Genomic DNA, 24,712 nt, shown 5'->3' with positions numbered 1-24,712 from the left:
ATCATTAAAGGGATGACAGCTTTGCTGTTTCTTTTTTTTGTGCTGCAAAGTTGCGTTGGTGCAAGACCCACGGTGCAAATACCCGACTATATTGTCGTTGCCGATGGCCAGCCAAATATTGGCGGGAAAAACCTCCATGCGTTTATTTTTGAAAACAATGTAAAGGCGCCGTATCAGATTGAACAATTCCTGGCCAAGAAATACAACACGGCAAATTATTTCGAAAGGGAACTTTGGGTAACCATGCACAAAGACAAATACAAATTGATCGTGTACGACAACTCCGATTTCGAGAAGTATTTCAACAGTGCCAATTATTCGCCGATCAATGAAGAAACCAAAAGTGATCAATACAGCAATACCCGAAAATTTATAGCGATTTCGGTGATCAATGCCTACAATGAAGATTGCCTCGAAGAACGTTCACTTTTGCGAAACATCACCGTGAAATACCTTGAAGATTTAAAAAATGAATACATCAGCCAATAATGGAGATTTCAAAAGCCAATTTATTTTTAACCGTTAAAGACCATTCTGTTTCTGGGGAAACTTTCGAATTGCACCGCGATGAAACTTTAGACCTGCTCATCACGCATCCGCAACCGGCAGAAAAAGACCTGGGCAAATATTACGAAAGCGACGATTACATTTCGCATACCGACGGCAAACGTTCGCTGTTTGAAAAAATGTACCAATTCATCAAAAACATCGCGCTCCAAAATAAATTGAATTTGGTCAATTCGCTGCAACTGCAAAAAGGAAAACTGTTGGACATCGGAGCGGGGACTGGTGATTTTTTGGCTGTCGTGCAAAAAGACGGTTGGGAAATTTCGGGGATCGAACCTTCTGAAAAAGCGAAATCAATCGCCATCCCAAAAGGCATTTCATTCAAAGAAAAATTGTCGGATTTTGAAGACCATTCTTTTGATGTGATTACGATGTGGCACGTGCTCGAACACGTGCCAAACCTTGAAGACCAAATCAAGGAATTGAAACGTTTGCTCAAACCAACTGGCACCATTTTAATTGCAGTTCCCAATTTCAATTCGCATGACGCAAAATACTATGGAACATTTTGGGCTGCTTATGATGTGCCGAGACATTTGTGGCATTTCTCCAAAACGGCAATTTCCATTTTATTTGAGAAAGAAAATTTGCAACTCGAAAAAGTGTTGCCGATGAAATTCGATGCGTTTTATGTTTCGTTGCTTTCCGAAAAATACAAAACCGGAAAAATGAATTTCATCAGCGCTTTTCTGACCGGCTGGAAGTCCAATGCCAAAGCGGCCGCTACCAAAGAGTATTCTTCGCATATTTATGTGCTCAAAAACGCTAAAACGTAAAATAAACGTCGTTCTTTAACGCAAACACCAACGAATACCCAAGCCACTACCGAATTTTAGAAACGCGCTTAGACGGCTTTATTTGAAGCCGATTTTAATAAGAGAAAACAATCGAGGTTAAAACCGAAATAAAAAACAATTATAGCCGCAAAACCCAATAAAAATCCAAAGTTTTTCGACCGAAAAAATTATGGTGCAAAAATTTTATACTTTTGGGGCGAATTAAAAAACAGAGACCATCAGATGAAAAAATCAATCGTACTTATTGCACTTGCAGTTTCGATCATCTCCTGCAACCAGAAAGCAGCCGATGTCAAAGAAATAAAAACAGCCTATGTGGATACTTCCAAATTGATGGAAGAATATACCGAAGCCAAAGACCTCGAGGCGAAATACAAGGCCAAATCGGAAGAAATGGGCCGCGAACTCGAAGCAGAAATCAACAAATTCAAGGCAGAGGCCAGCAATTTCCAAAGAAATGCACAGGCCAACGGACAGGCATGGGCACAACAAAAAGGGGCAGAATTGTCGAAAAGAGAGCAACAGTTGAGCTATGCACAGGAAGCCATGCTGCGCCAATTGCGCCAGGAGCAAGGCGTTGAAGCCGATTCGATGGTAAGTAAGGTCAAGAAATTCATCAAGGATTACGGCAAGAAAAACGGTTATGCCTATGTTTTTGGAACGGGCGAGGCGGTTTCGATCCTGTATGCCGAAGAAAAATACGACATCACCAAGGATGTGACCAAATTGCTCAACGACCAATACAAATCCGAAGGCAAAAAAGAAGAAGGCGATGTCAAGGCCGAAGCCAAGAAAGAGCTGGAAGCCATCGAAAAAAAGAAATAAATCAAGCCTACACTATAGAAAGCCTCCTTCAGTTTGGAGGCTTTTTTATTGATTGAATCACAGGTTTTTAATACTTTTACCGACTAAACTCTACGCCATGGAAACCTTATCAGAAGCCGCATCCTATACGCTACGGTTCATCAACCAAACGCAGCGTTCCATTTTCCTGACCGGAAAGGCCGGAACCGGGAAAACGACCTTGCTCCGTGAAATCATCCGGACGACACACAAAAACGTCGTCGTCGTGGCGCCCACGGGCATCGCCGCACTCAATGCGGGCGGGGTCACAATCCACTCGATGTTCCAGTTGCCGTTTGCGGGATTTATTCCGGAAGAACGCGCGCCGCATTTCTCCGATTTTGTCAAATTCGAATCGAAGGCCACCTTGCGCCGGCATTTCAAGATGAGCGGACTCAAGAAATCGGTCATCCGAAACATGGAACTGCTCGTCATTGACGAAGTCAGTATGCTGCGTGCCGACCTGCTCGATGCCATCGACTTCATGATGCAATCCGTCAGGCAAAACAGCAAACCATTTGGCGGCGTACAAGTCCTGTTTATTGGCGATTTGCTGCAGTTGCCACCGGTGGTCAAAAACGAGGAATGGGCCGTTTTGCGCCAATATTACAAGGGCAAATTCTTTTTCCATTCGCATGTCATCCAACGCAATCCGCCGTTGTACATCGAGCTTTCGAAGATTTTCAGGCAAACCGACGACCGTTTCATATCGATCCTGAACAACTTGCGCAACAACCAGATTTCGCAACACGACATGGCCGTCTTGAATGAATTCGTCCGGCCTGATTTCGATCTCAAGGCCAACAAAGGCTACATCACCCTGACCACGCACAACGCCAAAGCTGATGCGATGAATGCCCAATCGCTTGGGGATTTGGCGGGGCAACAGATTGCTTTCCTTCCTGAAATCGTGGGTGATTTTCCCGAAAAGATTTTCCCGGTCGATGAAAAACTGCTGCTCAAGCTAGGCGCGCAGGTCATGTTTGTCAAAAACGATCTGTCGTTTGAGAAAAATTATTTCAACGGAAAAATGGGCGTCGTCCAATCGCTTTCGGAAAACGAAATCCGCGTACATTTTCCCGAAGAAGACAAGACCATCGAGGTCGAGCGCTACGAATGGCAAAACATCCGCTACAAAGTCAACGAGGCCACCAAGGAAATCGAGGAGGAGGTTTTGGGCACTTTTACGCATTACCCGATCAAACTCGCCTGGGCCATTACCGTCCACAAAAGCCAAGGTTTGACCTTCGACAAGGCAGCGCTCGACGTATCGCAAGTTTTCCTGCCCGGACAAGCCTATGTCGCCCTTTCGCGTTTGCGTTCGTTAAACGGGCTTATTTTGCTTGCTCCGTTGCGTATGAATGGCATTTCGAGCGACCAGGAAGTCATGGAGTATTCGGAGAACAAAGCCGATGAGGAAATTTTGGAAAATGAACTCCAATCCGAAAGCCGGAGTTTCATCCACAACTACCTCAAAAACAGCTTCGATTGGAAGAATCTTGCCCAGGAATGGCGCAACCACCGTTTCAGCTACAACCAGGAGGCGGCCAATTCGCCCAAATCGAAACACGCGGCTTGGGCGGCCAGCAATTTGGGAAACATGGACCAATTGCTCGATCCGTCGGGAAAATTCATGGGGCAGCTTGATAAAATTTTTGCGCAGCAAATCGTCGATTGGATGTTTGTCAGCGAACGAATCAATGCCGCATTCGATTATTTTTATAAATCGATGGACCATTTGGTTTCGGAAATTCTGTGGAAACTCGAGGAGGTCAAGCGCACCAAAAAAGCCAAGGCATTTTTCGAGGAACTACTCGTTTTGGAAGAACTGCAGACCAAGGCCGTCCTGCAACTGCTCAAGGCGAAAAAGCTCATGGAAACGATTGTGTCAGGAGAAGAAATTTCTAAGGAAAACCTCCATACGAGCGAAATCCGGAACTACCGAAACCACAAAATCGAGGCGGTCAGCACGGCGTACAAAGTCAAAAATGTCACACTGATTGAAGACGAGGAAGACCTCGAACGCTACGTTTCCAAGAAGCCCAAAAAAGAACCGAAGAAAAACACCGTGCTTGAAACCCTGGAATTGTGGCACGCCCAAAATTCGATCAAGGAAATCGCCGAAATCCGCAAACTGACGGCACAAACGATTTCGACACACATTGCCAAGTTGGTTCAAATGAAGGAAATCGGTATCACCGAGGTGTTCCCGCAGGACAAAATCGATGCACTGGCCGAGGCGTTCGAAGGCTACAACGAAGAATCGCTCAATGGGTTAAAGGAACAATACGGCAACCGTTTCACCTGGGACGAGCTCAAGATTTTCAAGGCCAGTCTTTCGTTAACTGAGCCAAAAAACGGCTAATACGGCAGGGATAAAATAAATCACGATCGTGCGTGCGCCATCGTAATCCTTGGCCAAACGTTGCCCGTAGAGCAGCATAATCAGCGTGATGCACGAGAAAATCGCACCGTACAAACCATAGGTCCGGTTCTGGTTCACGAGCAATTGGATTACGCCCACGGTACACAAAATCCCCGAAATCAATTCCAAAACCAAAATGTGCAGCAAGGCCAGCGGCACACGGTTTTTGAGCGACGTATTGGCGAAATGTTCCTTGAGCCATTCGAGGTTGCCTTTCCAGTCCATGACCTTGTCGTAGCCCGACTGGATGAAAGTTACCGCGAGCAAAACCAACACTAAAATCGAAGCGATATTAACCGAGACGATGTTGAACATAGGCTTATTTTTTATGGATGAGACGCGTCAGCTTGATCGACAAATCGGTCAGGATGATTTTGGCGTTCCCGTTGCGTTCGATATGGTAAACGGCATCGGAAAGTTCCTTAAAGATATCATTTATATTGTTACCGTTGACGAACGGCGCAAAATTTTCGAGCTTGAATTTTTCGATTTTGGGTTCCATGTAAACCAATGAGGTTGCCTGGTAATTGAGCAGCAAAGCCTGGCGGAACATATCGATGCAATAATGCAGGAATTTTTTTTGGGTTTCACGGCCGAGCGAAGCGATCTGTTCGCTCCACGCAATCAAGTCGTTGATGGCCGCCGCATTGCCTTTGGCGCGGAAAGCCCCGCGGACCCAGTCGACAAACCACTTTTCGAAATACACGTCCTCGCCATCATCGGAGAGCAACTGCAAGGCTTTGTTGAAATTGCCCTGGGCCTGGTGTGCGATTTTGGAAGCCGAACGCGCATCGATGTTTTCACGTGAAACCAGTGCATCGGCGATGACCTTGTCGCTGAGTCGGTTGAATTGCAAGACTTGGCAGCGCGAGCGGATGGTCTGGATGATGTCTTCCTCGTTTTCGGCAATCAGGATGAAAAGGGTTTTGTCGGAAGGTTCTTCGAGCAGTTTGAGCAATTTGTTCGAGGCCGAGATGTTCATTTTTTCGGCCATCCAGATGATCATGACCTTGTAACCGCCTTCGTAGGATTTGAGCGCCAATGATTTGAGGATTTCCTGCGCGTCCTCGACCCGGATTTCGCCCTGTTTGTTTTGTACGCCCAAGGTACGGTACCAATCGAACAAACCCGCATACGGATTTTGGGTCAGCAAGTCACGCCAATCGCCAATAAAGTCGATGCTTTTGGGTTTCGATTTGACGTCTTCGGTCGTTACGGTCGGATAGACGAAATGCAGATCGGGATGCGAGATCGACTCGAATTTGAGGTTGCAGGATTCGTTTCCGCCCTCATTTTCGTTTCCGGAATTGTTGCACAGAATGTACTGCGCATAGGCAATGGCCATCGGCAAAGTGCCGCAACCTTCCGGGCCAACAAACAGTTGCGCATGCGGAATCCTGCCCGAAGTCGCGCTCTTGACCAAATGGTTCTTGATGTAATCCTGTCCTAAAATGTCTGAAAACCGCATGAGGCAAATATAACGCAATAAAGTTGGAGTAGGAAAACAGTTTTGTTATCGGAGTTGCTTTTTGGGCAAAAACTTAAAAAACCTATATTTGCGAAAATCAATTTAAAAAACCTTCCAATGAAAACGCTTCAGGACTTCAATTTCAACCACAAAAAAGCCTTAATCCGTGTCGATTTCAACGTGCCGCTCGACGAAAATTTCAACGTCACCGACGACACAAGAATCGAAGCGGCCAAACCCACGATCGATAAAATCCTGGCCGATGGCGGAAGCGTGATCCTGATGTCGCACCTGGGGCGTCCGAAAGGCGTGGAAGAAAAGTATTCCTTGAAGCACATCGTCAAGAAAACTTCAGAAGTTTTGGGTGTCGAGGTCAAATTTTCTGAGGAAAGCGTAGGCGAAAAAGCAAAAAAAGCCGCCGCCGATTTGAAACCAGGCGAAGTCTTGTTGCTCGAAAACCTGCGTTTCCACAAGGAAGAAGAAGCCGGCGATGTCGAATTTTCAAAAAACCTCGCTGCGCTCGGAGATATTTATGTCAACGATGCTTTCGGGACGGCCCACCGGGCCCATGCCTCGACGACGATCATCGCACAATTTTTCCCGAACGACAAATGCTTCGGGACTTTGCTCGCCAAGGAAATCGAAAGCCTGAACAAAGTATTGAACAACAGCGAAAAACCGGTGACGGCGGTGCTTGGCGGATCAAAAGTATCCTCTAAGATTACGGTCATTGAAAACATTCTCGATAAAATCGACCACATGATCATCGGTGGTGGGATGACTTTTACATTCATCAAGGCGCTCGGTGGAACAATCGGAAATTCGATCTGCGAGGACGACAAAATGGACCTGGCGCTCGAAATCCTCGAAAAAGCCAAACAGAAAAATGTACAGATCCATTTGCCGGTCGATGTTATCGCTGCAGACGCTTTTGCCAATGATGCCCAAACCCAAGAAGTCGATGTAAATAAAATTCCGGAAGGCTGGCAAGGACTCGATGCCGGACCGAAATCGCTGGAACAATTCAAAAAAGTCATCCTCGAATCAAAAACCATCTTGTGGAACGGCCCACTGGGGGTTTTCGAAATGGAGAATTTTGCCAATGGTACGATTGAGCTTGGAAATTTTATCGCAGAAGCCACTAAAAACGGTGCATTCTCATTGGTCGGCGGAGGCGATTCGGTGGCGGCCGTGAAACAGTTCGGACTCGAGCCCAAGATGAGTTATGTTTCCACCGGAGGAGGGGCCATGCTCGAAATGCTCGAAAGGCAGGACATTGCCGGGCATCGCCGCTATTTTGGATTAAAAAAAGCGATGTGGCAGGACTTTTGTTAGGCGGACGTTGCAAAAATGGCAAATCGTTAAAGTTTGAATTTTAACTTTTGGCAGAAAATGCGCGAAAACAACCGAAAAAGTTATGTTTATTAAAGGTTTTCGAGGCTAAAAAAGCGATTTTCGTAAATTGTGGATTTCATAATTAACACTAAAAAAGCTAAATTTACGTTACAGAATTAGGTGATTTTATTATAAGATTACTATTTTTGCGTTATCTAATTGTTTGATAAATAATCTATTGTATCGCATTTGACCCCAAAAACAAAGGCGAACCCATAAAATAAATACGAATTTAAAGTCGGAATGCAATGCCAATTTTCCGACAATAACAACGTAAGTATGATTAATCTGAAGAATACCACCTTATCAATTTTATTACTCGTCACGGGCGGACTTTTTGCCCAGGACACTTCCCAAAACAACAGCTACGCGCAACCGGTAGTGAAGATTTCCTACCTCGATTCCATCAAAAAAACATTTGTAAAAGACCATATGGCGGCCTGTGTGGACAGCCTGTGGATGAAGGAATTGACGAGCCTTGACCTTTACAACGAACTGGCGACCGACATCAAAACCATCAACCTTGATCAGAAAGTAGACTACGATTTACCGACCGAACTGCTCAAGAAAAGATTGGCCGAGATGGATGCGAAATCGCCATTCAATATCGAATACAACCCAGGGCTCGAAAACATCATCAAATCGTTCCTCAAAAACCGCAAGAAAGCTTACGAAAGACTCATGGCGGTTTCCGAATATTATTTCCCGGTGTTCGAAGAAGCATTGGCCAAACAAAACGTTCCGCTTGAAATCAAATATTTGGCGATTGTCGAATCGGCTTTGAATCCTAGAGCCGTTTCGCGTGTTGGAGCCACCGGACTTTGGCAGTTCATGTACCAAACGGGCAAGCAATACAACCTCGGCATCGACTCTTATGTAGATGAAAGGATCGACCCACTCAAATCGAGTGAGGCCGCCGCGCAATACATGACCAACATGTACAAGATTTTCGGTGACTGGGATTTGGTTTTGGCGTCCTACAATTCAGGGCCGGGCAACGTGGCCAAGGCCATCCGTCGTTCGGGCGGACGCCAGAATTACTGGAACATCCGCAAGTACTTGCCGAATGAAACCGCGGGTTATGTACCGGCTTTCTTGGCGACCATGTACATTTATACCTACCACAAAGAACACGGCATCGTACCGGATCGCGCTTTGGTAAAGCATTTCCAGACCGATACGATCATGGTCAAGCAACAGATCACGTTCAAGCAATTGTCCGATTTATTGGATGTTCCGGTGGCGCAATTGCAGATGCTCAACCCATCGTACAAACTCAACGTGATTCCGGCCTACAAAGACAAGATGCATGCCTTGCGTTTGCCGCTCGATAAGATTGCGATTTTCACGGCGAACGAGGACAAGGTTTACGCTTACGTACAATACGAACAAAGCAAAAAAGAAAGACCGTTTTCTTCTTCGTTGCAAAACTTGGTTTCACGTGATTCGGCACGAAATGGCGACAGTTACCTGGTTTCCAAGACGAAATACCACAAGGTGCGCCGTGGCGATAACCTCAGTGAAATAGCCGATCGATACAATGTTTCGATTGCCGAAATCAAGCGTTGGAACAAACTCAAAAGTAACAAGGCGCCACTGGGCAGAAACCTCAAGATCGTAGTCGATGAAAGGGTGGCAATCCGCGAGAAGAAGGAAAAGACACCTAAAACCGTGGTCATCGACACCACTTCGAGCGTAGCGTCTACCGAGGCGGCCGCGCCGAAATCGTACAAAGAAGAAAAAGTCGTTTCGTTTAAGGATGTGACTAAATTCCACAAAGTCAAGCGTGGCGATAACCTGGGCGAAATTGCCGATCAATATGGCGTGACGATTGCCGAAGTCAAGAAATGGAACAAGCTCAGAAGCAACAATGTCCAACTCGGGCAAAAGCTCAAGATCGTAACCAACGAACGCGTGGTGACGACGGTCAAAAAAGAAATCAAATCGGATCGCGCGATTGCGGCGGTGGAAAAAACCAAACGCGACGAAGCGGAAGACAGCATCGAGAAACCGGAAGATTTTTACATCGTACAAAAAGGCGACAACCTGAGCTCGATTGCGCGCAAGCACAATATTTCGGTCGAGGATTTGAAAAAATGGAACAACCTTTCGGACAACACCATCCGTCTGGAGAGCAAATTGAAAGTAGCCGATATCGCCAATGGTGAAACCGAAGTGGCCGAGCAGGAAGCCCCGCGTACCGAAATCAGGAATGTGGATTACATCGTGCAAAAAGGCGACAATCTTGGCCTGATCGCCAAGAAAAATGGCGTGGCGGTTTCGGATTTGAAAGAATGGAACGAGCTCGAGGATGACAACATCCAGCCCGGAAACAAACTTGTCGTGGGCAAAAAACTCGTGATCGACAACAGCCAGCCAGTGGCCGAAAAACAGACCAGGAAAGAAAAATCCAAAGTCGAGAAAGAAGAACATTACTATGTCAAGAAAGGCGATTCGCTTTTCAGCATCGCCAAGAAATATCCGGGAATCACCGTTTCGGACATCAAGAAATGGAACGGCATCAGTGGAAATTCGGTAAGACCGGGCATGAAATTGAAAATAAGCGGATAATTGCAAAAAATTGTACCTAAATTTAGGGCTGATTTCATAAAACGAAAAATTATGAAAAAGGCCCTTTTTTTATTGCCTTTTCTGACCCTTCTGTTTTTTTGCTGCACGCCCAAATCCGAGAAAAAAGAAGCTTCCGGGAACATCAACACCATTTCGGTCATCATCGACGACCAGTTGTGGAATGGGGAAGTAGGCGACAGCATCCGCAACAAGTTCGCCTCTCCGGTAATCGGTTTGCCCAAGGAAGAACCGCTTTTTACAATCAACCAATACCCGATACGTTTGCTCGAGGGCTACATGACCAACAGCCGCAACATCATCGTGGTCAAGAAAGAAGAAGAAAACCGTTTCCAGCTCATCCAAAACGAATTTGCCTCGCCGCAGAATGTATTCCATATTTCGGGTAAAACCGCGGCCTCAATTCTCAATACCATCGAAGCTTATGCGCCCGAGATGATCGAGAAAATGCGCGAAACCGAAATCCTCGAAAACCAAAAAGCCATCGACACCGCGCTGGCCAACACCCAAAAAATAACGGATAAGTTCAACATTACACTAGATGTACCCAAAGGATACAATATGGTCATGAGGCGCAAGAAGTTTGTATGGTTCAAGAAAGAAATCACGAGCGGCAACACAAGCATTCTGGTCTACCAAGTGCCAATCGGTGAAATCAAGAACGGGCAGAATGTGGCCAACAACATCATCCGCATGCGCGATTCGATCGGAAATCTGTACATCCATGGCACGGCGCGCGGCACGCAGATGATCACCGAGGATTCCTATTCGCCCTATCTGTTCCACATCAAGATCAAGGGCAAGGAAACCTATGAGATGAAAGGCACCTGGGAACTCAAGAACGATTTCATGTCGGGACCGTTCATCAACTACACGATCATTGACCGCGCCAACAAACGCGCGCTGGTGCTCGAGGGATTTTGCTACGCGCCATCGAAGGAAAAAAGGGATTTGATGTTCGAGCTCGAGGCCATCATCAAATCGGTTGAATTTTTAAAGAAAAAGAACAGGAAGAAATAATGGATACACTCCAATTCGAAATAAAGCCGTTTAACGTACTTTCTGCACAAGAAGTGTATTCGGTGTTGCAATTGCGCAGTAAAGTGTTTGTCGTCGAACAAAATTGCGTCTACCAGGATATCGATGGAAAAGATGCGAAAGCACTGCATGTCATCGGGAGCTTGGATGGAACGATTGTCGCCTACGCGCGTTTGTTTCAAGCCGGTGATTATTTCGCCGAGCCATCGATCGGACGCGTCGTTGTCGATCCGGATTACCGCGATAAGAAATGGGGACATGACCTCATGCGCGAAGCCATTTCGGGAATAGAACAATATTTCGGAACCACAGAGATTACGATATCGGCCCAGCAATACCTCAAGAAATTTTACGAAAGCCATGGTTTTGTGCAGACCAGCGAAATGTACCTCGAGGACGACATCCCACACATCGAAATGAAAAAGTCCTGATTTAGATTTTGGTGACGACCAATTCCACACGGCGGTCGTATTCGGAACCTTTGCCCAACGGGACGGTGTTTCCGTAGCCCTTGAACGTCATGCGTTTCTTTGGGATTTTTTTGAACACCAAGTATTTGAATACAGCCTCGGCGCGGTTAGAGGAAAGGTTTCTCTTGCGCGTGGCCAAATCGATCGCTTCTTTCTGATAAGGCGGTGTACAGCATACATGCCCCTGGATTTCAAACTCGAGCGTCTTGTATTTCATGAGCAATTTGGCAATCTTGTCAAGTTGCGTCTTGGCCTCGAAAGTCAGTTTGCTGCTGCCGCGTTCGAACAATAGGTTCTCGAGGTAGATGTGGTCGCCGATGACGTGGTTTTTCTGGATGGTCGTGAAAAAACCCGGAATCTCGATCTTGGGCAATGGTTTCAAATTGATCACGATGTCCACGCGGCGGTTTTTGGATCGTTTCTCGGGCAGGTTTTCGACCATGTCGTCTTCAATCAGGATGCGGCCTTTGCCTTCAATGGTCACGATGATTTTGTTCTTGATGCCGCTTTTGACGAGCTTTTCCTGGATGGTGTTGGCGCGGTTGGTCGAGAGCTTGTAGTTGTAGGCATCTTTGCCGATGTCGTCGGTGTAACCGTAAATCTGGATGGATTCGATTCGCGTGGAATCGGTGGTTTTGATGAAGTGGACCGCGGCGTTGCCCTGGTTTTCATCCAAGCTGTATTTGTTGAATTCAAAATAAACCGAATGAACGAGTTCTTCTTGCGCGTAGATCATTCCGCAAAACAGCAGCGGAAGCAACTTTAAAAATCGAATCATATTTTGAGGATCCTGTTATATTCGGGCATGTTGTTCAAGATCGCAACCGCCTTTTTGATTTCCGAATTGTTTTTGGTGTAATATTGGTATAAACCTTCTTTGTACTGGTATCTCTTGATGATTTCGTCTAGGATCAAATTCTTGATTTCCTTCTGGTTTTGGTTGAGTTGGTTCTCGTCGTTCTTTTGCAAGGCGCCCAACAGTTGTTGGTATTCGGCCATGATCGAAGCGTCGATTTTTTCCTTCTTGGCGATGGCCAAAGTATTTTTGAGCGCCAATTCGGTTTCGGTATCGAAAGCAAAATTCTGCTTTTTGAGGAACGCCTTGAATTCGGCAAAATCGGCATCGGTCACCGTCGGAATTGTGGTGCCGAGGTTCGGATTCTTGTAATAATAACTGGTCACATAATTGAAAATGCCGTCGTTCTTGACCACGGCGTCGGCAATCGTGCTGAGCTTGGTTTCTTCGAGTTCGACATCGGGCAAAATACCGCCACCATCATAAACCGTACGGCCTTTTTTGGTCTTGAACGCGTTGTATTTGGCCGCTTCAGTACGGATGGCCTTGCCGTCCTTGTCGCGGTGCGTATAATCCAAAGCCTGGATGCATCGGCCCGAAGGCGTGTAATACCTTGAAATCGTGATCTTGATTTGCGTGCCGTAAGTCAAATCGACCGGACGCTGTACGAGTCCTTTCCCGAAACTGCGGCTGCCCACAATCACAGCACGGTCGAGATCCTGCAATGCACCGGCCACGATTTCCGAAGCGGAGGCGCTTTTGCCATCGACCAGAATCACGAGCGGGATTTCGGTATCGATCGGTTCGCGCGAGGTTTTATAGGTATTGTTGTGTTTTTCGATTTTTGATTTGGTCGTCACGATGACTTCGTTTTTCGGAACGAACAAATTGCAGATGTTGACCGCTTCGTTGAGCAATCCGCCGCCATTGCCGCGCAAGTCGAGAATGATGCGTTCGGCGCCCTGGGACTTGAGTTTTTCGAGCGCTTCCTTGGTTTCGAGCGAGGCTTTTCGGTTGAACTGCGTAAGTACGATATAACCGGTCTTGTCGTCGATTTTGGAGAAGAACGGAACGGCATTGATTTCCACTTCATCGAGCACGATCTGAGTGGCAAGCGTCTTGCCCTGGCGGATGTACTTGATGTCGATTTTGGTGTTCTTTGATCCTTTCATGAGCTGCGAGGCATCTTCCTTGAAATCGGACAACAATACGTCCCCGATCTGGATGATTTCATCCCCGGCCTTGAGTCCGGCCTTGTCGGCAGGGAAATTCTTGTAGGGTTCCTTGACGATGAGCTTGCCTTCCTTGCGCGTGATCATGGCGCCAATTCCGGTGTATTCGCCGGTGTTGTTGATCTTGAACTTGACAACATCCTGTTCGTTGAAGTAATTCGTATACGGATCGAGGTCGGCGAGCATGCTCTTGATTGCCTTGTCCATGAGTTCGCCCGGATTGGTTTCGTCTACATAGTTGCTGTTGACGGCCTTGAACAGGGTCGTGAAAATCTCGATTTGTTTGGCGACTTCAAAAAAATCTTCCCTGAAACTGACGCCAATGAATAAAAATCCGCTTGCGAGAACCGGAATGACGAACCGTTTTTTCAAAAAAGTGTGCATAGCCTATAGTGTTTTCTTTCTTCTGAATCTTTTCCTGAGCACAAAGATAAGGGCGACTAAAATAAGAATTATAGGCGAAATATAAGGCAAACCGAGGAAGAAACTTGAAATTCAGCCAAAAGCAAAAATTAAGCACAGCTAAAACGCAAAAGGACAACCAAAAAGTATGTGCTTTTGTAAAAGATTTACGGCTTGGTTTCGGCAGCAAATTTTTCAAACAACTGGATGGTTTTCGCCTGGATTTCGGCAAAGTCCAAACGGTCTTTGGTTTGGTACAAAAACATGATGGCGTAAGGTTTGTCGAGGTGTTCCAACAGCAGGTGTTTGTTCAAACGATAGCATTCGCGCAGCACACGTTTGTAATAATTGCGATCGACGGCTTTCTTGAAATATTTCTTCGAAACCGAAACGCCCATTTTTATTTTTTCGCCTTCGGTTGCCTCTACCGGAAGGTAAACCAGCCGCAATGGGAATTTCGACACCGATTTACCCTCGGTAAAAAGGGCATCGATGGTATTCCTGCTTTTGAGCTTTTCGTTTTTGGGATAAGTAAAGGCCATATCGTTGACTGCGGGGCAAAGGTACAAAGTACGGCTCAATTCTGTTTATTTTAATTGTTTCCACAGTTTTTAACAGAAGCATTCCACACTGTTTCCACAAAATCCACACTGTGGAAAGCGGTACAAAACACAGGATAAAATCCGGTAAGATTTATCATAAGCCCTTGAAATCATTGACAAACAGTTAATTGCAACAAGGCTAATGCGGAGGGAGCATTTGCCCAATCCGGTCCCGGCATTATAATTGAAAATCCCTAGTCATTTACAACAACATTTATTTTACAACAACAACAAGTTTACAACAGTTATTTAATCACAAAAAATTAAAGAAATGAAAAATTTATTCTTGAGCGCAATGTTACTCGTAGGAGTTTGCGCGACGGCCCAAGAGGCCAAGACCAAAACAAAAGAGCAGACCACCACTACCGAAGTGAAAAAAGCAGACGGGACCACCGAACAAAAGACCACTACTGTTGAGAAAAAAGCGGATAACGGTACCGCTACTTCAACAACGACAACTACTACCGTACCAGCTAATGAAGCAGCTAATAAAAAGCAGAAAGCAGAAGCTACAAAAGAAAATTAAACTAGCTCGAAATTAGTTTTTACGAAAAAGCCTCCCGAATTTCAGGAGGCTTTTTCATTTGGTGTAAATAAAAACTATTTCTTTTCTTTTTCAATCGGTGGAACCGCATTGTCTGCGGGTTTGACATCGGCCATTAAACCGCTTGGGTCAATGACCACCGATTTGATTGCCGATTTCGATTTGTCAATCGTCAGTTCATAAGTCGCATACGCCCAGGCCCAGTCACTTAAAACCGTGCGTTTGATTTGCGGATACGGATTCGGTTTCTCGAAATGCATCATGCGCAACGGGATGTAGAAATATTCCTTCGTACCATCGGTGTATTCCACCATCAGGTCAATCGGCATCGGCATGCGGCCGTTTCTCGAAAGAATAATGTTGGTTTTGTTTCCATTTTCGTTGATGGCCTTGATGCCGTAATCAATCGTGTTGGTGGTTTGGGTCCAATCGGTCAGGTACCAATCGAGCTCAGCCCCAGAAACACGTTCGGCGCTGCGTTTGATGTCATTCGGCGTCGGATGTTTGAACTTGAAATCGGCAAAATACTTGCGCAGGGCTTTCCACACATTTTCCTTTCCGATCAAATATTGCAATTGCGCGAGGAAAATTTCGCCTTTGCTGTACGACGTAATGCTGTAGGTGCGGTTGTCGTCGAAACGATCGGCATGGGTCGATTGCGGCAATTCCTTGCCCGAATCGACCATGAAATAATAGCCGCGATAAGCACCGGCATACGGATTCTCGACTTTCTTCTCGGCAATTGCATTGAGTCCGCTGTCTTCGAGGAAAGAAGTAAAACCCTCGTCCATCCAGCCGTGTTTCGATTCATTGGTCGCCAATACATGCTGGAACCACGAATGCGCCATTTCGTGCGCCGTTACGCCCAATAAACCGTCGAATTCCCCATTGCCGAGGATCAGCGTACACATCGCATATTCCATTCCGCCGTCGCCGCCCTGGATCACCGAGTATTGCTTGTACGGATAGTTGCCCACATTTTTGTTGTAGAATTCCATGAGCTGCGCGGTCTTGGGCTGCAATTTTTTCCAGTTGTCGTTGTATTTCGGGTTGTTTTTGTACAGGAAATGCAATTCGACGCCGTTGGGTCCGGGATACACATCGTGGTTGTACTCCTTGTCTGCCGCCCAGGTAAAATCATGAACCATCGGCGCGATGAAATGCCAGGTCAACGTCTTGGTTTTCTTCGGATAGGTCACCGTTACGCCTTTGTCCTGGTAGCCATGTCCGATTTCATTCTTGTTTTGCAGATAGCCCGAGCCACCCAAAACGTATTCCTTGTCGATCGTAATCTTGACATCGAAATCGCCCCAAACCCCATGGAATTCACGCCCGATGTACGGATCGGCATGCCAGCCTTCAAAGTCGAATTCCGCAATTTTCGGATACCATTGCGCCATCGAAAATTCGACGCCTTCGGCGTTATTCCTTCCCGAACGACGGATTTGTACCGGTACCTGTCCGTCGAAATCGAGCGTAAAAGTCGTCTGGGCATGCGGCAGGATAGGTCGTGCCAACGTTACTTCGAGAATTGTTCCGGCCACTTTGGTCTTGGCCTCGATGCCGTCCTGCTTGAAATTCGAAATTTTGAGGTAACCGACTTCATTGGGCTTGAGCATCTTGATGCGGCTGGTCTTGATTTCCTTGCCGTCTATTTTTTCGGTCGTGACCATGCGGCGATCGGGATCGGAAATCGCCTGCAGGCGCGCGTCCATTTCGCTTCCGGGTTGGAATGCATTGTTGTACAGGTGGTAAAAAACCTTGCGCAAGGTATCGTTCGAATGGTTGGTGTAGACGAGTTGCTGCTTGCCGTTGTACTGGTAGTTTTTGGCATCGACGACCACATCCATTTTGTAATCGGCTTTTTGTTGCCAATAACCATCTTGTGCCGAAACACTAACGGTTCCAGCCATCAAAAGACCCAATAAAACGATGCTACGGTTGATTGATTTCATAGGATTGAGATAAAAAAATGGAAGGGTTTTGTGTCCCTTCCATTTAAAATTATAAAATGATCTTATTTCTTTTTCGACATTTTGGCCGCCATGAGCAAAGCGTTGTAGGCGTTGACAAACTTGCCCGATTTGGAGGCATTCGTAAACGGACGCTTTTCGTGGCTTTCGCCCAAAGTCACCACGGTGTTAATCGGTGTTCCCGATTCGATGATGATTTGCTTGACCTGGGCTGCAGTCAAATCAGGATAATACGAACGGATCAGGGCCGCAACACCTGCCGCATTAGGCGAGGCCATCGAGGTGCCTTGTTCGTATTTGTATTTGTTGTTCGGGACGGTCGCATAAATCTTGGCGCCCGGGGCGAAGATATCTACATTGAAGCTGCCGTAGTTCGAGAAACCGGCCACCATTCCAGAACCATAAGTGGTATTCAGGGCGCCGATGCTCAGGAAGTTATCGGATACTTCGGCTTTGAGGTCGTATGAATCGTTCGGGTAATTTTCGTTTTCGGGCAAATCGAGATCCAACCCGCTGTTGCCGGCTGCGTGTACAATCAAGACGTCTTTGCTGGCCGCGTATTTGATGGCATCGAGCACCCATTCCTTATGGGGTGAAAATGCTTTACCGAAACTGCCATTGATGACCTTGGCACCATTGTCCACCGCATAACGGATGCCGAGTGCGATGTCTTTGTCGTATTCATCCCCATTCGGGACGGCACGTACCACAAGAATTTGCGCGTTGTTGGCTACCCCGTCTCCGCCTTTGCCGTTGCCACGAACCTGGGCAATGATGCCCGCGACGTGTGTTCCGTGAACGATGTCTGAACCGGCAGGCCCCATCACGTTGCCGTTGCCGTATTTGTTGTCCTTGAGGTCATCTGGATTGTCGCCCACGACCTTGCGTCCGTCGAACTGGGTGTTGAGGTTGTAGTTGAGTTGGTCGTACACTTGATCTTTATAGGCGTTCAACTCCTCGTTGAAATCGGGTCCAGTCTGCCCAATCACGCTCATCATGACCTGTTTGCTCTGGCCCAAAGAAGGATCGGTGGTTTGGATGGCCTTGACTTCCTCGAGCGTGTAGTTTTCTTTCTTGAGGTAATCGGCTACGGCTTTGTTGGCCTTGAAAATAAAATCGACTTGTTGCTTGTTGCCTTGCGCTTCCTGCAACTCTTTTTCGAGTTTGGCCTTGGCCTGTTTGAATTGTGCGGAACCGTCATCGCCTTTTTTGACGATGCGCGTCATCTCTAGGTTTTCATTGGCGGAATCCCCGAGGAAGTTCCATCCGTGGATGTCATCGACATAGCCGTTTTTGTCGTCGTCGATGCCGTTTCCTGGAATTTCTTTGGTATTGGTCCAGATGACCGATTTCAAATCCTCATGTGTGATATCGGTTCCCGAATCGATTACACCGACAATGACCTTGGCCCCTTTTTTTCCTTTGATCAATTCTTTATAAGCCTTGTCGACGCTCATTCCCGGAATGGTATCCTTGACCAAATCCAGGTGGCTCCAGCGTTGGAGGTCGCTTTCTTTGATCGGGCTTATTTTTAAGGGAACTTTGTCAATTTTTTCAGGATCGGTGGCGATCATCTTTGACGACCCGCATCCGGTAAGTACCACCAATGCAGAGGCAGCCAGGTAAATCGGTCTTAATTTCATCGAGATTTTTATTTTTTGAGTTGGTCAAAAATAGTCCGTCTTTGTTACAAATCCCATAATAATTAACAATAATTTATACGGGAGCTTGAAAATCAACGCATTCGAAGTGTCAAATTTGCGTTTTGAGCCATTTCACGGTTTCATCGGCAATCTTGGTATTGAAATTTCCCTTGGCATATTGGCCGTCTCGGAAATTTTTGACCGCTTCGGGCCAATCCTTGCTTTTCATCATAAAATGGTCGAGGTCGGGAATCGTGATCCATAGGGCATTCCCGGGGTGTTTTTCGTTGACGGTTTTCTCGATCATCATCGGCTCCACAAGCGAACATTGTTCGTAATCGGTACCGCCGTGCAAGACCAGTACGGGACATTTGACTTCGCTCCAACTTTTGGCCATGTCGAGCGAATCGATCTGCTGCCAGAATTTCCAGTGGCGGCCCCACATGTCGTTGCTCGTGGGTTTGTAGCCGAGCTCGGAAATCGTCAGTTCTTTAAATTCGGGGATTTGGACGAGTTCGGCCGGCGATTTCTTGTGGATAAAAAATTCGTAATAGATTTGGTGGATGGTGCGCGTAAAATCTTCGGTCTGCTGATAAGTTAAATTTTCAAGAAGCGGTTTCTGTACGCGGTGCATTTCGAGCAAGAATTCGCTCCACGGACGGAACACGCAACCAAAAACCATCACGCCTTTCGGATTGAGCAATTTGGCAATCTCGGGCGCAATCGTGCCGCCCATCGAATGCCCCCAGATGAACAATTTGGAAGTGTCCACGAACGGGAGTTTTTCCATGTATTTGTAGCCTTCGTTGAAACTGTCGATGTCGGTCTGGATGTCGACTTCCGAGCAAGGTTCGCAGCCAAAACTGTCGCCGAGCCCCGATTTTTCTATAGTGACTACAGCAAAGCCACTCCGGATCCAATCATCCATCAACCTTCCGTTGTAGCTTTTACTGTAGTTTTCGATGCTGCCGCAGCCATAGCCCGGGATGAGCAGGATGCAGGGCACGTTCGTTTTTCCTTTGGGTTTATAGGTCATCGTGCGCAGGTAACCGTTCCTGAACTTGACCCAGTCGTAGGTGATGTCGGCAATGGGTGAAGTCTCGTACGGTTTCATGACCGCTTTGGTCGATACGGACGAAGATTTTCCATTGCGCAAATAAGTAACCGAGATTTTATCATCGGTTCGGATTTGGCCCGCTGTTGCGCCGTACAATTCCAGTGTTGGCGTAGGCTTCCCGTTGACCGATTGGATTAGGTCGCCCTTTTTGAGCTTGAGTTTGGCCATCGTCGAATTCGCGAAAACCGTGTCGATCTTGATCCCGCCGTCGGCCGCCTTGCCCTGGATGCCAATGAAGGCTTTCCTTAACGGCATTTGCGCCGATACATTCCCAAAGCAGAATACACAAATGAATAACCCAATGATTCTTTTCATAATCGTAAAATTTATCCGTTAGACTGGCCTGCGCGTTGCTTGATGTCGTCGGCACCGCCGGTTCTTCTGCGCGCGGCACCGTTTCCGTTTCCGAAATTGTAAGTGTAGGACAAGGTCACCACACGCGTATCGCGGCTTACCCTGAAGTGTTCTTCATAACCCGTAAAATTGACCTTGGCCTTGATGCGGTTGGTGCCGAACATATCGGTCATGGCGATTTTGAGCGAACTCTTGTTCTTGAATTTTTTCTGTAGGCCCGAATTCATGAACCAGATCGGTTCGATCTTGTCGAAGGCATAGCGTTCGTTCGCACGGTATTCGCCGCCGAGTTCGGCAAAAAATCCATTGCCGAGCTTGAAGTTGTTGGTTGAACTCACATTCCAGGTGAAATTCCCGGCATTCGACAATGGGGTGTTGGCCACATTTCCGTTGTAAGTCGCCACGTAAAAATTGAAATTATTGGTCGAATCCCACCACTTGGTCACGGCTGTCGGCACAATCAGGTACAGGCCATAAATATCGACCGAAGTCAGGTTCCGGTTGGTCTGGATGGTCACCTGTGCCTCGGTTTGCGAAGGCGAAATCGTTTCGGTGATGTTGTCCTCGGTACGCGAATAGCTCAAGGTCGTGTAGATTTTCTGGTTCAGCACGTGCGTGAGTTCGATCGAATGCGTCGTCTGTGCGGTCAAAAATGGATTGCCTTCCTTGTAGGTGGTCGGGTCGAGGTAGAAACGGAACGGGTTGAGCTGGTCATAGCTCGGGCGTTGGATGCGACGGCTGTAATTGAATTCCACACTGTTTTTGTCGTTGACCGCATACGAAACCAGTGCGCTCGGGAACAACTGGGTGTAACTGTCATCGAACGTGGAATTGTAGGCGAGCTGTTCGCCTTCTATGTTCGTATTTTCGATACGCAGCCCGAGCTGCACATTCCATTTGCCAAATGCCTTCGACGCATTCACGTAGGCCGCATTGATGTTTTCCTTGTAGATGAAATGGTTGCTTTTGGATGGGTCGAACACATCGGTTCCCGAACTGCGGTTGTAATACTTGAGGTTGTTGTCGGCCTTGACATAACTCGACTTAATTCCGGTTTCGAACTTGATTTTGTTGATTGTTTTGACAAAATCGCTCTTGATCGCATAAATGTTCAAATCGCCATTGAGGTCGCCGAACAAACGGTACGGATTGGGCGCGGCACTGCCGTCGTAATTGCGGTAAGTCGTGTCGAAATTCTGCTCGGTTTTGTTGCCGTAGCTCGCAAAATCGAGGTCGGTCGTGAATTCGGTGCCGACCGTATCGATCACAAATTTGTAATTGAGGTTCGCCGAATAGTTGTGCCACTTGTCGTGCGAATGGTTCTCGGTCTGGAAATTCGAAACCCGTGCTCCGGTCGCATCGTATACTTCGGAATTGTTCCTGCCCGTCGGATCGAAACGGTTGTTGACGCCGCTGACCAGGACGCCAATCGTGTGTTTGTCGTTGACAAAATAATCCATCCCGAGCCGCGCGATGTGGTTGCGGAAATTCATCTTGAGGTTGTTGTTCTGTTCGAAAGCACTGTTAAAGGCATCGCCTTCGTAGAATTTGCGATCGAGCAGCAATTTGCTGAAACCTTCGCGGTACGCAAAACTGTAATTGCCGAAAAGATTGACGTTTTTATTGCGGTGGTTCAGACTCAAGTTGTTGTTGCTCTTGACGTATTTCCCATGACCGGCCGCGACCGATACGCTTCCGTTGGTACCTTTGCGTTTGTCTTTCTTCATCTTGATGTTGATGATCGAGGTGCCGGCCGCGTCGTATTTCGAGGACGGATTGGTAATGAATTCGATCTTCTCCACCGAACCAGACGGGATGCCGCGCAGGTAATTCGCCAGGTTGGTGCCGCTCATCGGCGTCGGCTTGCCATCGATCTGCACGATAATTCCCGAGCGGCCTCGCAGGCTGATGTTGTCGTTGGCATCGACATTGACACCGGGCGCGCGTTCCAAAACCTCAAAAGCCGAAGAACCCACGGCCGCGATGCTGTTTTCTACATTGAGTATCGTTTTGCCGTCCTGGCGTTCGATATATGGGCGGGCCTTGACGATGGTCACTTCTTCGAGTTGCTTGGCATTCACATCGGCAGAGAGTAAGCCCAAGTTTACATCGGTGCTGGCTTCAAATGCAGTACCGGAATAAATCGTTTTGTTGTTTTGTGTCATCCGGATCGAATAACTGCCCTTGGCGATGTGCTGGAACGTAAAATTCCCGTTGGCATCGGTGTATTCGGTTTTGACCAGCGATTGACTGGTTCCGCTAAGCAAATAGACAACGGCATCCGAAACATTGCCGTCAGCCGATTGCAATTGCCCAGAAATACTGATTTTATCGGTTTGCGCCGAAGCCATCGTAGCAAATAAGATGAGCAGGAAAGAAGTAACGAAGTGAATAACTTTTAACATGTGATTGGTTTTTCGCGTGGTTGATGTTTTAATTGTGACTAATCAATAATTGATATATCAAATACATGAATCCAAAAAAATTGCTTTTCAGGGATTTTTAGCAATGAGTAGCCCAACTAAAAAAATAGTTACAATTGCGAAATGTTAAAATTTAAAACCGCTACAGGATCTCGTCGCAACGGAAGACTTCCTTGAGCCGCACACCTTTCTCGGTATTTTCGACCGTGATGATTTCATTGTGCGCATCGTGTTCGAGGAACAGATAGTAATTTTTATCGGCGGCCTCGGTCAGGAATTTGGCCTTTTCCGGAAGCGTCAACAACGGACGCGTGTCATAACCCATCACATAGGGCAACGGCAAATGCCCCGCGGTCGGCAACAGGTCGGCCATGAAGCAAATCGTCTTGTCCTGGTATTGGATCTGCGGAATCATCATCTTCTCGGTATGGCCGTCGGCGAAAAAAATCCCGAAACCCAGTTCCGAATTTTTCAAAAAATCGCCCTGCGGGCGGGCAATAAAGGAAAGCTGGCCGGACTGCTGCATCGGCAAAATATTTTCCGAAAGGAACGACGCCTTTTCACGCGGATTCGGTTTCGTCGCCCAATCCCAATGGTTGTCGTTGCTCCAGAATTTGGCATTTTTGAACGCGACCTCATAACCGGTGCGGTCCGAATTCCACTGCACACTGCCGCCGCAATGGTCGAAATGCAAATGCGTCATGAACACATCCGTAATGTCATCGCGCGAAAAACCATATTTCGCCAAGGATTTGTCGATCGAATCGTCGCCCCAAAGCGAATAATACCCGAAAAATTTCTCCGATTGCTTGTCGCCCATACCGGTATCGATCAAAATCAAGCGGTTGCCGTCCTCAATCAAAAGACAGCGCGCGGCAATATCGATGAGGTTATTTTCGTCGGCCGGATTGGTCTTGTTCCAGATCGTTTTGGGCACTACGCCAAACATCGCTCCGCCGTCGAGCTTGAAATTGCCGGCCATTATCGGGTAAAGTTTCATGAGAATAATGAATTATTGGGTTGTCAATGATGAGTGGGGCGTTGCCTGCGGCCCGGGCTTTTCGCGGTGCGCGGCACCTTGCTTCAATCCCTAACGCAAACATCCGTATAACCTCAAAATCTTCCGCAATTTACGAATTCCCGATTGCATAATTCGCAAATAGCCAAATTCTATTACCGTATTCGTTATAAAAATGTTACTCGATGCGGCTAAAAGCTTTTTATAATGTATCTTTGCGGTTCATTTAGACTAAATCAATATAGCAATGATCAAAGTATCAGATACGGCCAGCAAGAAAATCGTCGACATGATGAAGGAAGACGGCTTTGATGCGGCTAAAGATTATGTTCGTGTGGGCGTCAAAAGCGGCGGTTGCAGCGGCTTGTCCTACGAACTCAAATTCGACAAGCAGCTTGGCGAGAACGATAAGGTTTTTGAAGACAACGATGTCAAGATCGCGGTCGAGAAAAAATCGTTTTTGTACCTGGCCGGCACCATTTTGGAATATTCTGGCGGGCTCAACGGCAAAGGTTTCGTGTTCAACAACCCGAACGCGAGCCGAACATGCGGTTGCGGGGAATCATTTTCTTTATAATTGAAAAATTTAATGATTTAAAAATTAAAAGATTATGACGACATCTTTCGAGGAATTCGATGTTTACAAGAAAGGGGTTGTATTGACCAAATTAATTTTTGAATTATTGAATAGAAAAGAATTTGAGAAAGAATTCGCAATAAAGGATCAAATAAAGCGAGCCACTATTTCGATAACGAACAATATTGCCGAAGGATCGGAATACAACAATAACAAACAATTTGTCAGGTTTTTAAAATGTCAAAGGGAAGTTGCGCTGAAGTTAGAAGCTTACTTATACTATCAAAAGAACTTGGCTTTTAACATCAGATGAAATTAAGCAAGGATACGATATGACTATTGAGATTTCTCAAAATCTTTCAAATTTCATTAAATACCTGAGCGCAAAAATTAAAGAATAATGCAATCTTTTAATCTTTAAATTTTTTCAATCATTAAA

20 protein-coding genes and 1 pseudogene are annotated in these 24,712 nt (G+C 46.7%); 11 read left to right on the top strand and 10 right to left on the bottom strand.

The annotated features are described in order from the left end of the window. The first annotated feature begins 12 nt into the window (after window positions 1-12). The 4 genes from QM717_RS07320 (at window position 13) to QM717_RS07305 (ending at window position 4,572) form a co-directional block, all read left to right on the top strand. Window positions 13-489 carry a hypothetical protein gene (locus QM717_RS07320; protein ID WP_415036360.1) on the top strand — a complete coding sequence of 159 codons (477 nt, stop codon included), beginning with the start codon at window positions 13-15 and terminating at the stop codon, window positions 487-489. Next, window positions 489-1,343: a class I SAM-dependent methyltransferase gene (locus tag QM717_RS07315; protein ID WP_415036358.1), complete on the top strand. Its 855-nt coding sequence runs from the start codon at window positions 489-491 to the stop codon at window positions 1,341-1,343. Before QM717_RS07320 ends, QM717_RS07315 begins: the two co-directional genes overlap by 1 nt. 243 nt (window positions 1,344-1,586) lie before the next feature. Continuing rightward, a complete protein-coding gene (locus QM717_RS07310; RefSeq protein ID WP_415036356.1) occupies window positions 1,587-2,189 on the top strand; it encodes an OmpH family outer membrane protein in 603 nt (200 codons plus the stop codon). Window positions 2,190-2,286: 97 nt separating this feature from the next. Next, on the top strand, window positions 2,287-4,572 hold the full coding sequence (locus tag QM717_RS07305; RefSeq protein WP_415036354.1) for a helix-turn-helix domain-containing protein: 2,286 nt from the start codon (window positions 2,287-2,289) through the stop codon (window positions 4,570-4,572). Here QM717_RS07305 and QM717_RS07300 read toward each other — a convergent pair. Both QM717_RS07300 and QM717_RS07295 read right to left on the bottom strand, forming a co-directional pair. Next, window positions 4,549-4,947 carry a DoxX family protein gene (locus QM717_RS07300; RefSeq protein ID WP_415036352.1) on the bottom strand — a complete coding sequence of 133 codons (399 nt, stop codon included), beginning with the start codon at window positions 4,945-4,947 and terminating at the stop codon, window positions 4,549-4,551. The genes QM717_RS07305 and QM717_RS07300 overlap by 24 nt on opposite strands. Before the next feature lie 4 nt (window positions 4,948-4,951). Beyond that, window positions 4,952-6,100 carry an ATP-binding protein gene (locus tag QM717_RS07295; protein WP_415036350.1) on the bottom strand — a complete coding sequence of 383 codons (1,149 nt, stop codon included), beginning with the start codon at window positions 6,098-6,100 and terminating at the stop codon, window positions 4,952-4,954. A gap of 117 nt (window positions 6,101-6,217) precedes the next feature. Here QM717_RS07295 and QM717_RS07290 point away from each other — a divergent pair. The 4 genes and pseudogenes from QM717_RS07290 (at window position 6,218) to QM717_RS07275 (ending at window position 11,553) form a co-directional block, all read left to right on the top strand. Further along, window positions 6,218-7,406, top strand: a pseudogene (locus tag QM717_RS07290) (phosphoglycerate kinase). 368 nt (window positions 7,407-7,774) lie between these two features. Continuing rightward, on the top strand, window positions 7,775-10,066 hold the full coding sequence (locus QM717_RS07285) for a LysM peptidoglycan-binding domain-containing protein (protein ID WP_415036348.1): 2,292 nt from the start codon (window positions 7,775-7,777) through the stop codon (window positions 10,064-10,066). A gap of 51 nt (window positions 10,067-10,117) precedes the next feature. Beyond that, the gene (locus QM717_RS07280; RefSeq protein WP_415036346.1) at window positions 10,118-11,104 is read left to right on the top strand and encodes a DUF4837 family protein; all 987 of its coding nucleotides are present in this window, start codon (window positions 10,118-10,120) and stop codon (window positions 11,102-11,104) included. Next, a complete protein-coding gene (locus QM717_RS07275; RefSeq protein ID WP_415036344.1) occupies window positions 11,104-11,553 on the top strand; it encodes a GNAT family N-acetyltransferase in 450 nt (149 codons plus the stop codon). Before QM717_RS07280 ends, QM717_RS07275 begins: the two co-directional genes overlap by 1 nt. A 1-nt stretch (window position 11,554) precedes the next feature. Here QM717_RS07275 and QM717_RS07270 read toward each other — a convergent pair whose 3' ends face one another. The 3 genes from QM717_RS07270 to rnpA all read right to left on the bottom strand — a co-directional run bounded on the left by QM717_RS07270 (window position 11,555) and on the right by rnpA (window position 14,564). Then, window positions 11,555-12,370 carry an OmpA family protein gene (locus QM717_RS07270; RefSeq protein WP_415036342.1) on the bottom strand — a complete coding sequence of 272 codons (816 nt, stop codon included), beginning with the start codon at window positions 12,368-12,370 and terminating at the stop codon, window positions 11,555-11,557. Then, the gene (locus QM717_RS07265; RefSeq protein ID WP_415036340.1) at window positions 12,367-14,004 is read right to left on the bottom strand and encodes a S41 family peptidase; all 1,638 of its coding nucleotides are present in this window, start codon (window positions 14,002-14,004) and stop codon (window positions 12,367-12,369) included. Before QM717_RS07265 ends, QM717_RS07270 begins: the two co-directional genes overlap by 4 nt. 185 nt (window positions 14,005-14,189) lie before the next feature. Beyond that, window positions 14,190-14,564: a ribonuclease P protein component gene (gene rnpA, locus QM717_RS07260; RefSeq protein ID WP_415040089.1), complete on the bottom strand. Its 375-nt coding sequence runs from the start codon at window positions 14,562-14,564 to the stop codon at window positions 14,190-14,192. Window positions 14,565-14,895: 331 nt separating this feature from the next. Here rnpA and QM717_RS07255 point away from each other — a divergent pair, with 331 nt between their 5' ends. Next, the gene (locus QM717_RS07255) at window positions 14,896-15,150 is read left to right on the top strand and encodes a hypothetical protein (protein ID WP_415036338.1); all 255 of its coding nucleotides are present in this window, start codon (window positions 14,896-14,898) and stop codon (window positions 15,148-15,150) included. A gap of 74 nt (window positions 15,151-15,224) precedes the next feature. Here the strand turns inward: QM717_RS07255 and QM717_RS07250 are convergent, their stop codons facing one another. From QM717_RS07250 to QM717_RS07230, 5 genes are all read right to left on the bottom strand, one after another. Next, window positions 15,225-17,123 (bottom strand): M1 family metallopeptidase, encoded by a 1,899-nt coding sequence (locus tag QM717_RS07250; RefSeq protein ID WP_415036336.1) that lies wholly within the window; start codon window positions 17,121-17,123, stop codon window positions 15,225-15,227. Window positions 17,124-17,185: 62 nt separating this feature from the next. Next, entirely contained in the window at window positions 17,186-18,784 is a 1,599-nt protein-coding gene (locus QM717_RS07245; protein WP_415036334.1) for a S8 family peptidase, read from the bottom strand. A 109-nt stretch (window positions 18,785-18,893) separates the two neighbouring features. Next, window positions 18,894-20,216, bottom strand: a complete 1,323-nt coding sequence (locus QM717_RS07240; protein WP_415036332.1) for an alpha/beta fold hydrolase — start codon at window positions 20,214-20,216, stop codon at window positions 18,894-18,896. Window positions 20,217-20,227: 11 nt separating this feature from the next. Next, the gene (locus QM717_RS07235; RefSeq protein WP_415036331.1) at window positions 20,228-22,660 is read right to left on the bottom strand and encodes a TonB-dependent receptor domain-containing protein; all 2,433 of its coding nucleotides are present in this window, start codon (window positions 22,658-22,660) and stop codon (window positions 20,228-20,230) included. A gap of 160 nt (window positions 22,661-22,820) precedes the next feature. Then, complete coding sequence (locus tag QM717_RS07230; protein ID WP_415036329.1) at window positions 22,821-23,678, bottom strand: MBL fold metallo-hydrolase; 858 nt, start codon at window positions 23,676-23,678, stop codon at window positions 22,821-22,823. 265 nt (window positions 23,679-23,943) lie between these two features. On the opposite strand from QM717_RS07230, the gene QM717_RS07225 reads away from it, so the two are divergent. Together QM717_RS07225 and QM717_RS07220 are read left to right on the top strand one after the other, a co-directional pair. After that, complete coding sequence (locus QM717_RS07225) at window positions 23,944-24,273, top strand: HesB/IscA family protein (protein ID WP_415036327.1); 330 nt, start codon at window positions 23,944-23,946, stop codon at window positions 24,271-24,273. Between the two features lie 34 nt (window positions 24,274-24,307). Then, the gene (locus QM717_RS07220) at window positions 24,308-24,586 is read left to right on the top strand and encodes a four helix bundle protein (RefSeq protein ID WP_415036325.1); all 279 of its coding nucleotides are present in this window, start codon (window positions 24,308-24,310) and stop codon (window positions 24,584-24,586) included. The last annotated feature ends 126 nt before the right edge of the window (window positions 24,587-24,712 follow it).

The sequence above is a fragment of the Flavobacterium sp. genome (genome assembly GCF_047602195.1).
Taxonomy (GTDB): domain Bacteria; phylum Bacteroidota; class Bacteroidia; order Flavobacteriales; family Flavobacteriaceae; genus Flavobacterium.
Note: the sequence above shows the minus strand (reverse complement) of the source record. Positions and strands in the feature narration are given on the sequence as shown.

Bases quoted from the DNA above. Each gene is read 5' to 3' on its own strand.
- QM717_RS07235 (WP_415036331.1), bottom strand. From the start codon at position 22,660: ATGTTAAAAGTTATTCACTTCGTTACTTCTTTCCTGCTCATCTTATTT.
- QM717_RS07270 (WP_415036342.1), bottom strand. From the start codon at position 12,370: ATGATTCGATTTTTAAAGTTGCTTCCGCTGCTGTTTTGCGGAATGATC.
- QM717_RS07300 (WP_415036352.1), bottom strand. From the start codon at position 4,947: ATGTTCAACATCGTCTCGGTTAATATCGCTTCGATTTTAGTGTTGGTT.
- QM717_RS07220 (WP_415036325.1), top strand. From the start codon at position 24,308: ATGACGACATCTTTCGAGGAATTCGATGTTTACAAGAAAGGGGTTGTA.
- QM717_RS07295 (WP_415036350.1), bottom strand. From the start codon at position 6,100: ATGCGGTTTTCAGACATTTTAGGACAGGATTACATCAAGAACCATTTG.
- QM717_RS07225 (WP_415036327.1), top strand. From the start codon at position 23,944: ATGATCAAAGTATCAGATACGGCCAGCAAGAAAATCGTCGACATGATG.
- QM717_RS07255 (WP_415036338.1), top strand. From the start codon at position 14,896: ATGAAAAATTTATTCTTGAGCGCAATGTTACTCGTAGGAGTTTGCGCG.
- QM717_RS07240 (WP_415036332.1), bottom strand. From the start codon at position 20,216: ATGAAAAGAATCATTGGGTTATTCATTTGTGTATTCTGCTTTGGGAAT.
- QM717_RS07245 (WP_415036334.1), bottom strand. From the start codon at position 18,784: ATGAAATTAAGACCGATTTACCTGGCTGCCTCTGCATTGGTGGTACTT.
- QM717_RS07280 (WP_415036346.1), top strand. From the start codon at position 10,118: ATGAAAAAGGCCCTTTTTTTATTGCCTTTTCTGACCCTTCTGTTTTTT.
- QM717_RS07275 (WP_415036344.1), top strand. From the start codon at position 11,104: ATGGATACACTCCAATTCGAAATAAAGCCGTTTAACGTACTTTCTGCA.
- QM717_RS07320 (WP_415036360.1), top strand. From the start codon at position 13: ATGACAGCTTTGCTGTTTCTTTTTTTTGTGCTGCAAAGTTGCGTTGGT.
- rnpA (WP_415040089.1), bottom strand. From the start codon at position 14,564: ATGGCCTTTACTTATCCCAAAAACGAAAAGCTCAAAAGCAGGAATACC.
- QM717_RS07265 (WP_415036340.1), bottom strand. From the start codon at position 14,004: ATGCACACTTTTTTGAAAAAACGGTTCGTCATTCCGGTTCTCGCAAGC.
- QM717_RS07285 (WP_415036348.1), top strand. From the start codon at position 7,775: ATGATTAATCTGAAGAATACCACCTTATCAATTTTATTACTCGTCACG.
- QM717_RS07315 (WP_415036358.1), top strand. From the start codon at position 489: ATGGAGATTTCAAAAGCCAATTTATTTTTAACCGTTAAAGACCATTCT.
- QM717_RS07230 (WP_415036329.1), bottom strand. From the start codon at position 23,678: ATGAAACTTTACCCGATAATGGCCGGCAATTTCAAGCTCGACGGCGGA.
- QM717_RS07310 (WP_415036356.1), top strand. From the start codon at position 1,587: ATGAAAAAATCAATCGTACTTATTGCACTTGCAGTTTCGATCATCTCC.
- QM717_RS07305 (WP_415036354.1), top strand. From the start codon at position 2,287: ATGGAAACCTTATCAGAAGCCGCATCCTATACGCTACGGTTCATCAAC.
- QM717_RS07250 (WP_415036336.1), bottom strand. From the start codon at position 17,123: ATGAAATCAATCAACCGTAGCATCGTTTTATTGGGTCTTTTGATGGCT.